Raw genomic sequence first — 10,796 nt, forward strand, 5'->3', positions numbered from 1 at the left:
GGGCACGATGGTGCTGCGCGCGACACAGCCGCGCAGCACCATCGTGCCCGTCGGCCAGGGCGCCGTCCCCGAACTGCCGATCTCGACCATCGTCGGCAAGGAACTGGTGCTGCGCGGCAGCTTCCGCTTCGCCGGCGAGTTTTCGCTCGCCGCCAAGCTCATTGGTTCGGGCCGGATCGACGTGGCGCCGCTGCACAGCGCGACCATGCCGGTCACTGATGCCAATGACGCCTTCCTGCTGGCAGGCGACAAGAGCCGGGCCATCAAGGTACAGATCGCCTTCGCCTGAACGCAGTCGTCGCGCGGCGATCGCCTTCCGCGGCGCGACGCAGGCTGCCGCCACGTTCCGCGAGGTGGGGGGTGCCCAACGGATACTTTCCTTCGCCGGGCTCTCCGTTAGTTTCGATGGGAGGAAGACCCTCGATACGATGCGCCTCATAGCACGCACCGCGAAACCCGCCGGTGCTCCCCTTTTTCCAAATTCGAAGAGAAGACCGCCATGTCCAGCAAGAAACCCGTAGCCATCGTCTTCGACACATTCGGATCCGTGGTGGACTGGCGCGGCAGCCTGGTCGCCGAAATGAAGGAACTCGGTGGCAAGCGCGGCGTCAACGGCGACTGGGCCGCCGTCGCCGACGCATGGCGCCACGGCTATCACCGGATGCTCGATGAAGTAACCGCGGGCACGCGGGACTACGGCCTCCTCGACGACCTGCATCGCGAACTGCTCGACGAGGCCATGCGCGATGTTGGCGTCACCGGCTTCAGAGAGGACGACCTGCGCGACATCAACCTCGGCTGGCATCGCCTCAAGGCCTGGCCGGATGCCGTGGCGGGCCTGACGCGGCTGAAGACCAAATACATCGTCGGCTCGCTTTCGAACGGCAACGTGCGCCTGCTGGTCGACATGGCAAAGGGCGCGAACCTGCCGTGGGACGTGGTCTTCGGCTCCGACATGTTCTCACGCTTCAAGCCGCATCCCGACACCTACCTGGGCAGCGCCCGGCTGCTCAATCTCGAACCGGGCGAGGTCATGCTGGCGTCGGCGCACAATGGCGACCTCGCCAACGCGCGCAAGTACGGTTTGATGACCGGCTTCTTCCTGCGTCCCACCGAATTCGGCCCCAACCAAGCGATCGACCTTGCCGCCGAGGCGGATTGGGATGTCATCGCCGACGACATCGAGGACATGGCCACCAAGCTCGACACCTGACGGTGGCGGTCGCGCCAATGGCGCCGGCATTCTCCTTCTCGGTCGGTCTAGGCTCGCCCGCTTCCTACCTCATCCTGAGCTTGTCGAAGAACACTGGCCCGATTGCGAAGGCAGGGCGTGGTGACGACAAAGCGCGGCCATCCCTCCACCTGAATATCACCGTTTCCTCGCCGTTCGCGATGCCGACATGGTGAACAACGATTTGAGCCCTCTTGCCGGGGCGGCTAGGACTTCGGTTGGGGATTTGCCTTAGGACAGTGCTTCCAGGCAATATTTGTTCGGCTGCATGCTTCTATAGTTCATCACCCCTATCACCGAATAGCTTCAGCAAACGAATTGGAGGTCTTCTTTCGCAGCAGGGAGGCAATGCCGGTACCCCAGGTACCGCATTCGCGAATGGCAGGAAGAGTTTGGAGGAGGAATTCAATGAAGAAATATATAGCGGCAGCTTTATTCTCGCTGTCCCTGGCATTTGCCGCGACGGCCCAGGAAGCCGCGCGACCGGACTTCATACCCGAGGCCGACTGGGGCAAGATCAAGGGTCTCATAGATCCGAGCCGTGTCCAGTGGCAGCCTTACAAGGGGATCGCCGTCAAGCAGGACGGGTCGCCCTACAAGGTGCTCTATTTGCCGGTGTGGATGGGCGACGACTACCAGGTCATCGCGCAGCATCTCCTGCAGACCCAGCTCGAGGAAGCCGGCGCGACCTTCACCACGAGCTCGGCCGAATTCGACGTGCCGACGCAGACGCGCCTGATGGAAGACGCCATCGCCACGCACGCCTACGACGCGATCGTGCTGCATCCCATCGACCCGACCTCCATGGCCACCACCATCGACAAGGCCATCGCATCCGGGATCGACGTCTACAACTGGGTGCTTCCGGCCAACACCGACAAGCTCACCGGCTTTGCCGGCTATGATGCCGACACGATGGAAGGCAACGGCCAGATCGGCGTGAAATTCTCCGAACTCGCCAAAACGGCGGGCGCTACCGCCGAGAAGCCTTATCGCGTGCTGGAGATCTGGGGCGCACGCGCCCTGCCGATCTGCCAGGCCCGTCACCACGGCGTCGGTCTGGGGCTGGCGGGAGATCCCGCTGTCGAGATCGTCGAATCGGTCGACACGTCCGGCCAGCCGGAGTCGGTGATCAAGGCTATCCAGGATGCCTTTGCCCGCTATCCCGACATCAAGGCCATCTATCCCCAGTTCGGCGATGCCGGCGCCATCACAGAGGGCCTGCGCTCCGTCGACCGTCTGGCGCCCGCCGGCGATCCGAACCACGTCGTCGTCATCCTCCAGGATATCGACAAGGCGATGCTGGCACCTTTGCGCGACGGCACCTTCGACTTCACGGTGTCGAACAACCCGTGGCACCAGATCGATGTCGTCGTGAAGCAGTTCCTCTGGCACACCGTGCTCAAGCAGCCGTTGGGCGACGGCGATGCCAATTCCGGAACGGTCAAGCTGCCGCGCCGAGTATTGCTGCCGATGCCGCTCCTGACGGGTGCGACGATCGACACGGATGCAGCGCATATGTGGGGCGGAACCGTCGCCTTCACCGACATGCCGCTCGGCAAGTGGAACTACTGGCCAGTCCTCGACACCAAGGAGATCGGCCTCCCCGTCCCGACGCTCGCCGACCGCAAGAGCCTCCTCGGCTATTGAGGCGCATCCGTTCGTCGCGCGGGTGGCTGCAATCCCACCGCGCGACAGACGCCGGGCGGTATCCAGGGAACAGGTGAGACACGCGTGGGTGACATCGTCCTGAGCATGGTGGGCATCACCAAGTCCTTCGGGAGCATCAAGATTCTGAGGGACGTGGCGCTCGAATTGCGCGCCGGCGAGGTCCACGCCCTTCTCGGCGAGAACGGCGCCGGCAAAAGCTCATTGATGAAGATCCTCATGGGCGTGCTGCGGCCCGACAGCGGCGAATACACGGTGCGCAGCAAGCAGGCCCAGTTTTCCAATCCATCCGAGGCGCAGCGCAACGGCGTCTCGATGGTCTATCAGGAGTTCGGCCTGGTCCAGTATCTGAGCGTCACCGAGAATATCCTTCTCGGCCGCCTGCCCGCCCGCTGGGGCAAGGTCGACTGGCCCAAGGCGCGCCGCGAGGCCGCGCAGATCCTGCAGCGGCTCGGCAGCAGAGTGTCGCCCGATGCCACGGTCGGCGACCTGAAGGTGGCCGACCAGCAGGAAGTGGAGATCGCGCGCGCCCTCTCCTACGATCCGGCCGTCTTCATCATGGATGAGCCGTCCTCCGCCTTGTCGCGCGTCGAGATCGACAATCTCTATGGCCTCGTCAGGGTGCTCAAGCAGCGCGGCGTCGCCATCGTCTACATCTCGCACAAACTCGAAGAAGTCTTCGCGCTCGCCGACCGGGTGACGATCCTGCGCGACGGCGCCGTCGTCAAGAGCTGCGGCATCGCCGAAATCGACATGGCGACGCTGGTCGAGCGCATGACCGGCAAGCCGGTTGACAGCACATCAACGTTGCGGCAGGCGGCCGGACCGGGCGCCGGCAGGCTCCTCGAACTCTCCGGATTTTCCGCCGACGGCCTGTTCGAAGGAATCGACCTGACCATCGCGAAGGGCACCATCGTCGGCATCGCCGGCGTGATCGGCGCGGGCAAGAGCGAACTCGCGCGCGCCATCGTCGGTGCGCTGCCGGACGGAACCCGTGTCAAGGGCAGCCTTCACTTCGATGGCGTGGCGGTGAACGTCGCCACGATGACGCCGAGCAAGGCGCGCCGGCTCGGCATCGGCTTCGTCAGCGAGGATCGCCAGGCCGAAGGCATCGTCCAGGAGCACTCGGTCGGCTTCAACATGGTGCTGCCGGCACTGAGCCGAGTGACGACTGCGGGCGTGCTCGTCGGCCGCCGGGTGCGCGGCCTGGTGGCCCGAGTGATGGACGATGTGGGGCTGCGGCCGCGCGAACCGGGCAAGCTCGTGCGACTGCTCAGCGGCGGCAACCAGCAGAAGGTGGTCATCGGCAAGTGGATCGCCGCCGGTTCGAAGCTCTTCATTCTCGACGAGCCGACCCGGGGTATCGACGTCGGCGCCCGCCAGGAGATCTACGACGTCATCCGCCGCCAGGCGCGGGAGCGGGGCGTCGGCGTTTTGCTGCTGTCATCCGACATGCGCGAGATCATGGTGGCGTCGGACCGCATCCTGATCATGGCGCAGGGCCGGATCACACGCGAAGTCGCGCCCGATCGGGTCAGCGAGCGCGACTTGCTCGAAATGGTGCTCGTGCGCGGCGACAAGGGCGCCGATATCGCTGGCGTGCCGGAGGCGCACGGATGAAGAGCTTCCTGCGCAACGACAACGTGCTGCGCGCGCTCATACTCGTGGCGCTGATCGTCGTGTTCGGCCTCTTAACCGGAGGCGTTACCTACAGTGCGCGCGGGCTGTCCAACATCCTGCTGCAGAGTTCCATCATCGGCATAGCCGCTATCGGCCAGACCTTTGTCATCCTGACGGGAGGCATCGACGTGTCGCTCTACGGCATCGGCGTCTTCGCAAGCGTACTTGGCGCTTCCACGCTGACCAGCCGCTTCGACCTCAACATGGTCGGCGGCGATCCTTGGCCAGTTCCCGTCGGTATCGCCATTATCCTGCTCGTCGGCATCGTGATGGGCGCCGTCAACGGCCTGCTGGTCGCGCGGCTGCGCGTGCCCGCGCTGATCGCGACGCTCGGCATGTGGCAGATCGGCCTGGGTCTCGCCCAACTCGTCGGCGGCGGCTACACGATCACCGATCTGCCTTCGAGCCTTAGCATGCTGGGACAGGGCTCGATCCGGGGCGTGCCCGTGCCGGTCATTGAGATGCTCCTGCTCTTCGCGCTGGCGCATTTCGTGCTCAGCCACACGTCCTTCGGCCGAGCCATCTATGCCGTCGGCGGCAATTCCGCCAGCGCGTATCTCTCCGGCATCAAGGTCCGGCGCGTGCAGTTCCTCGTCTTCGTGATCTCGGGACTGATGGTCGCACTCGCCGCCCTGTCGATCGAATCGCGGATGATGTCGGTCTCGATCAGGACGCTGAGCGGGCTGCAGCTCGACAGCATCGCCGCTGTCGCGATCGGCGGCGTCAGCATCTATGGCGGCCGCGGCACCGTGCTCGGCGTGTTGTTAGGGACACTGATCCTCGCCGTCATCGACAGCGGCCTCGGCGCCATGGGCGCCAGCACCGACGTCCAGAACACGGTCAAAGGTGCGGTCATCATCCTGGCGGTGTCGATCGAATTCTTCCGCCGCCGCGAGCGGCCAACCCGCATCACGGCCTGACATGCAATTGCGGAGGCAACCAGAGTGATCGTCGACCAACTTCGGGAAGCGGATGCCGGGCCGGGCCGCCGAGGCTTTGGCTTCGGCGTACTGACCAGCGACGACTTCGTGCGCCTGCTCATCCTCGCCGCCTTGATCGCGGGGTTCGCAATCGTCACGCGCGGCGCCACAATCGGCACCGAAAACCTCGCGAACGTGCTGATCCAGTCGTCCATCCGAGGCATTGCCGCCTGCGGGCAGGCGTTCGTGGTGCTCACGGTAGGCCTCGATCTCTCGGTGAGCGGCATCGTGGCGGTGACGCTGATGGTCGGCGGCAGCCTCGTCACCACCAACCCGCAATTCAGCCTTCTCGGCATCGCGATCTCTCCGCTTCTCGCCATCCCGGTGATGCTCTTCGTTGGCGTCGCGTTCGGCACCGCCAACGGTTTCCTCGTGGCACGGCTGCGGTTGCCATCCCTGATCGTGACGCTTGGCGTCTGGCAAATCGGCGTCGGGCTCGCCTATCAGGTGACCGGCAGTGGCTTCGTCGACAGCATCCCCTCGAGCATTGCCTTCATCGGCCAGGGCAGCCTGCTCTACGTGCCCAACCCGGTCATCCTGTTCTTCGCGATCGTGGCGCTCAGCTATTTCGTCCTGCACCGGACCGCTTTCGGGGCCGAAATCTACGCCGTTGGGGGCAATTCCCGATCGGCCTTCATCAGCGGCGTGCGCGTGGTGCGCGTGCGCATCATCGTGTTCGCCATTGCCGGCAGCTTCTATGCGATCGGCGCCGTAATCAGCATGTCGCGCTACATGAGCGCCACGATGGCGCAGACGACCGGCCTCGAACTATCGACGATCGCCGCGGTTGCCATCGGCGGCGTCAGCCTGTCGGGCGGCAAGGGCAGCATCGTCGGCGTGCTGCTCGGTACGCTGATCATCGGCGTCGTCGACAATGGGTTGAGCATCACTGGCGTCGGACCCGCCCAACAGGCGATCCTGAAAGGCGCCATCATCATCTTCGCAGTGATGCTCGACGGCTTTTCGCGACGCTGATGGCGCGCCCGGCTCGCCGCCGATCCGATCAGAACACCGCCCGCCAAACCTCGGGCACGAAGGCTTACGAGCGCCGTTCCTGAAATCGCGCTCTCATTCCGGGGTTCGCCTGTCCGGCATCCAGATCATGCGACCCTCCAGCAGGTTCTTAGTCCGCAGTCCAACCGCCGTCGATGATCATGGACGATCCCGTCATGAGAGAGGATGCATCGGACGCCAGGAAGACAACCGCCCCGGTTATGTCGTCGACATGACCGATGCGGCCAAGCTTTATCTTGGACAGCACCTCCGCCCTGAAGGCCTCATTCTTGAGAAAATTCTGAGCGAGCGGCGTTTCGACAAACGTCGGGCAGACGGTGTTGACACGGATCTTGTATGGAGCCAGATCTATTGCCGTAGCCTTGGTCATCCCCTCCATCGCCCATTTAGAGGCGCAGTAGACGCTGCGCGTCGCGGCGCCGACATGGCCCATCTGCGACGACATATTTATGATGCTTCCGCCCACGCCTTGCTCGACCATGCGCCGCGCGACGATCTGCGCTACAAAGAAGGAAGCGCGCAGGTTGAGCCCGATGATGTCGTCGAAATCGGCCCGCGTTACGTCAAGGAATGGGTTGGTGCGGTTCATCCCGGCATTATTGACCAGCACGTGAAAAGCCGGCCTGTGTGAAACAGCTTCACTCACTGCCGAAACGTCCCGGATATCGAGAGCGATGGCTTCGGCTTGTCCGCCCGCGCGAGTGATATTGGCCGCGGCAGCCTCCACCTCGCTCAATGTGCGGGCGGCCAGAACGACCTCGGCACCAAAGTGGGCGAGCGCATGAGCGGCGGCCAGTCCCAGCCCCCGCCCGGCTCCGGTAACAAGCGCCCGTTTTCCGTCCAGCCTGAAATTTGGCGCGACTTGATTTTCCTCCATAAATCACTCTCCATTTCCTCAAATTGAGAATACGTATGCATATGTATTTGCTAAATTAGTATCTGGCGTTGATCAGCTCAGGCGGTTGCAGGACCAATGTTGGTAGAGCCGCGAATGATCAGTTCGCCGGGTATGCGAATAGCCGCTGGTGGAAAGTCTGCCGGATCAAACAGCAGGGACAGGGACCGCCCCACCATCGCCTCGATCGGCTGGCGGAAGGTGGTGAGGTCGTATGCCGGCCAGGCGGCCGAGGGAATGTCATCGAAGCCCACGATGGAAACATCGCGCGGAACTTTCAGCCCAAGCCCGAAGCGCGCGGCATCCAGCGCGCCAAGCGCCATGACATCGGCGATACAGAAGATGGCGTCCGGGGGAGTCGGGCCGGACAGCAGATTGATCGCTGCCCTGTAACCCCCGCCATAGGTGTTTTCGCCGAATTGCTCGCCAATGATTTGGACTCCATGGCGGCGCAATTCATCCTGAAAGCCGGCGCTACGTTCGCGGTGGGTCGACGTATCAGGGCGGCCCCCTATAAGGGCTATACGCCTATGCCCTGCGGCAACAAGAAGGGCGGCAACTTCCATAGAAGCCGACCTGTTCTCGCAGCACACTGAATTGATCGAAAAGTCGTCGACGGAGCGGTTGAACAAAACCACCCGAGTGTTCCTGTTGTGCAGGATGTCGCGCATTCGCGACGACAACACAGCTGACGTGACGATCAAACCGTCGATCTCGTACTGAAGCATCGATGGCAGCACGTCATCGACTTCGAAACCCTTGGGCACGGAAAGCAACAGGAGCTGCTTGCCCATGGCGTTGAGCTTCTGGGTGTAGATTTCCAGGACGGCCGGGTAGAACGGATTGAGGATATCGGCCATGATCAGGCCAACCATATTCGTCTTCTTCGTCTGCAGGCTTCGCGCGATCCCATTTGGCGTATAGCCCAAGCGCTCCGCCGTCTTGCGAATCTTTTTCTTTGTCTCCTCTGAAATCCTCCCGTCGCCGGCGAGCGCGCGAGACACCGTCGATTGCGATACGCCAGCCTCCCGCGCGACATCCACCGAAGTTGACCGTCTCATGCATTGGATCCTTTGCGCAAATCAGCTTTTGCGCCTGTTATGCTGCCTTGCGCGCAGCAATAGCAAGACGATGCGCGAGATCAAACGCTGCTGTCAGCCCGGCGGGGTCGGCGCGATTTTGGCCAACAATGTCGTAGGCTGTTCCTTGCGAGGCGGTAACGATTGGCAGCGGCAATCCGCCAAGAACGGTCGAGGTGTTGGTGAAACCGAGTGTCTTCAGCGCGATCTGGCCCTGATCGTGGAACATGGTGATGATCAAGTCGAGCTTCTCCGGCCCCACACGCAGAAAGACGGTATCGGCCGGATAGAGGCCGGCGACATCGTATCCAAGCTCCTTTAGCCTTTCGACAGCGGGGAGGATAATCTCGATCTCCTCAGTGCCCATTGCGCCGCCTTCTCCCAAATGCGGGTTAAGGCCGGCAACGGCTATTCTCGCACGTTTGCCGCTTGATGATTCGACCGCCCTGGCGCCGGCCACCGTGGCCGCAATGATGGACTCCACGGAGATGTTGTCGGCCACGGCGCGAAGCGGGATATGCGAGGTTACGCGGGCCGTCCAGAGAGCCCCCTGGTTATTCATTTCGCAGCAGAAGCCAGTAACCCCGAGGCGATTTGAGAAAAAATGCAGTTCGTCGATCGCCTTGTGACCGGCCAGCCACATCGCCTGTTTGTTGAGCGGACCATAGACAATCGCATCGAGCTGCCCTGCCCCGGCCGCGTCTGCTGCACTCTCCAGCGCCGCGAGCGTGGCAGTTCCGCCCTCCGCGCTCGCCACACCGGGTTTGTGGCCGCCTCGATCCAGACCTGAAATCAGCGCCACGCCGCCACGCTCCGGAATTGATGAGACGCCATCGACGACCGGGATTTCAGCATCGAGTCCAGCGATTCGCATTCCGTCGCGAAAGCTCCCTTTCCCACAAAAGACGGCAACGCGAAGGTCACTCTGGCGCCCCTTTGCATTGACCAATTTGGCGCAAAGTTCCGGACCGACACCGGATGGGTCTCCCGCGACGAGGCCGATTGTTGTCACAGACATTTCTCACTCCTGTTTGACAAACTCATTTCAAATGTCTAACAGAGTGCATACGTATGCTCAATCAAAAACGACAGAAGCCATCTCATATGAAAGCCTTTGCAACAGACTCTCTTGAAGCGCGCATCGGCGCGCAAACCACGGAAGCGAGACGACTTTCGGGCCAGATCGTCTGCGGCGGCGGCTTGAGAAAAGCGCTCACAACCGCGCAATTCGATATCGAGAACCCCGCCACCGAAGAGATCATCGGCTCTGCGCCACGCTGCGGCATAGAGGATGTCAATTCTGCGGTGGATGCGGCTTCCCTTGCGTTCCGGTCTTGGTCGGCAACGCCGGCGAGAGAGCGCGGCGCCCTGCTCATGCGGGCAGCCGATCATCTCGACGGCTTCCGTGAAGACATTGCCCGGCTCTCGTCGCTGGAGACTGGCAACGCACTTCCAACCCAATCGCGCAATGAAGCCGGCACCATGGTCGACATCCTGCGTTATTTCGGTGGCCTGGCCGGCGAGATCAACGGCCAGACCTATCCGCCCGATCCTGGCCGGCTGCTCTATACGCGACGCGAGGCGCTTGGAGTCGTTGGCGCGATCATTCCGTGGAATGCACCGCTGATGCAGCTTGCCAGCAAGATCGCCCCGGCACTCGCCGCGGGCAACACCGTCGTGCTAAAGCCGGCCGAGCAAGCACCCTTGGCAGTGCTTCGGGTGTTCGAACTGCTGCAGGCGGTTCTGCCACCCGGCGTCGCGAACGCAATCACCGGGCTCGGCGAGGAAGCAGGTCGCCTGCTTTGCCAACATCCGGCTGTACGCAAGATCAGCTTCACCGGATCGAGCGCCGTCGGCGCCTTGATCATGCACTACGCCGCCGACAAGATCATACCAGTCACAGCCGAACTCGGTGGCAAGAATCCGAACATCGTCCTGGCTGATGCCAATGTCGATCGCGCGGCGCGTGGCATTCTGCAGGGGCTTCGGCTTCAGCGTCAGGGCCAGTCGTGTTCCGCCGGTACGCGGATCTATATCCACGACGCCATCTATGATGCGGTGATCGAGCGCGTCCTGGCCGGCATTCCGTCTTTTCGGGTTGGAAACCCGCTGGATGAAGCGACACAGGTGGGCTGTATCGTATCGCGCAAGCAGTTCGATCGTGTCGAACGCTATATCGAAATGGCGCGGCAGACGCCGGGCGCCCGTATCCTTTGCGGCGGCCAGCGTCCCGAAGGTCTGGACAAGGG

10 protein-coding genes and 1 pseudogene are annotated in these 10,796 nt (G+C 62.8%); 8 read left to right on the forward strand and 3 right to left on the reverse strand.

Translation table 11 applies throughout. From position 1 onward, the window contains the following. The 7 genes and pseudogenes from EN984_RS37615 to EN984_RS08650 form a co-directional block, all read left to right on the forward strand. Positions 1 to 289: pseudogene (locus EN984_RS37615) on the forward strand (L-idonate 5-dehydrogenase); the annotation flags it as partial. Positions 290 to 499: 210 nt separating this feature from the next. Further along, the gene (locus EN984_RS08630; RefSeq protein ID WP_127268070.1) at positions 500 to 1,213 is read left to right on the forward strand and encodes an HAD-IA family hydrolase; all 714 of its coding nucleotides are present in this window, start codon (positions 500 to 502) and stop codon (positions 1,211 to 1,213) included. A gap of 17 nt (positions 1,214 to 1,230) precedes the next feature. After that, on the forward strand, positions 1,231 to 1,407 hold the full coding sequence (locus EN984_RS38175; protein WP_206517416.1) for a hypothetical protein: 177 nt from the start codon (positions 1,231 to 1,233) through the stop codon (positions 1,405 to 1,407). A gap of 232 nt (positions 1,408 to 1,639) precedes the next feature. Next, positions 1,640 to 2,881: a sugar ABC transporter substrate-binding protein gene (locus EN984_RS08635; protein ID WP_024504867.1), complete on the forward strand. Its 1,242-nt coding sequence runs from the start codon at positions 1,640 to 1,642 to the stop codon at positions 2,879 to 2,881. A gap of 84 nt (positions 2,882 to 2,965) precedes the next feature. After that, on the forward strand, positions 2,966 to 4,519 hold the full coding sequence (locus EN984_RS08640; RefSeq protein ID WP_127269675.1) for a sugar ABC transporter ATP-binding protein: 1,554 nt from the start codon (positions 2,966 to 2,968) through the stop codon (positions 4,517 to 4,519). Continuing rightward, on the forward strand, positions 4,516 to 5,499 hold the full coding sequence (locus tag EN984_RS08645; RefSeq protein ID WP_127269673.1) for an ABC transporter permease: 984 nt from the start codon (positions 4,516 to 4,518) through the stop codon (positions 5,497 to 5,499). Before EN984_RS08640 ends, EN984_RS08645 begins: the two co-directional genes overlap by 4 nt. A 24-nt stretch (positions 5,500 to 5,523) precedes the next feature. Continuing rightward, on the forward strand, positions 5,524 to 6,534 hold the full coding sequence (locus EN984_RS08650; protein WP_164748729.1) for an ABC transporter permease: 1,011 nt from the start codon (positions 5,524 to 5,526) through the stop codon (positions 6,532 to 6,534). 148 nt (positions 6,535 to 6,682) lie between these two features. On the opposite strand, the gene EN984_RS08655 is transcribed toward EN984_RS08650, so the two are convergent. From EN984_RS08655 to EN984_RS08665, 3 genes are all read right to left on the reverse strand, one after another. Beyond that, positions 6,683 to 7,450, reverse strand: coding sequence for an SDR family NAD(P)-dependent oxidoreductase (locus EN984_RS08655; protein ID WP_127269669.1), 768 nt, complete (start codon positions 7,448 to 7,450; stop codon positions 6,683 to 6,685). A gap of 77 nt (positions 7,451 to 7,527) precedes the next feature. Next, positions 7,528 to 8,529 carry a LacI family DNA-binding transcriptional regulator gene (locus EN984_RS08660; protein ID WP_024505477.1) on the reverse strand — a complete coding sequence of 334 codons (1,002 nt, stop codon included), beginning with the start codon at positions 8,527 to 8,529 and terminating at the stop codon, positions 7,528 to 7,530. 37 nt (positions 8,530 to 8,566) lie between these two features. Next, entirely contained in the window at positions 8,567 to 9,565 is a 999-nt protein-coding gene (locus EN984_RS08665) for a 4-hydroxythreonine-4-phosphate dehydrogenase PdxA (RefSeq protein WP_127269667.1), read from the reverse strand. Positions 9,566 to 9,651: 86 nt separating this feature from the next. On the opposite strand from EN984_RS08665, the gene EN984_RS08670 reads away from it, so the two are divergent. Then, a partial coding sequence (locus EN984_RS08670; RefSeq protein WP_164765410.1) for an aldehyde dehydrogenase family protein occupies positions 9,652 to 10,796 on the forward strand: 1,145 nt, incomplete at its 3' end.

The organism is Mesorhizobium sp. M7A.F.Ca.CA.004.12.1.1 (assembly GCF_003997835.1).
In the GTDB taxonomy this organism is placed as follows: Bacteria; Pseudomonadota; Alphaproteobacteria; order Rhizobiales; family Rhizobiaceae; genus Mesorhizobium.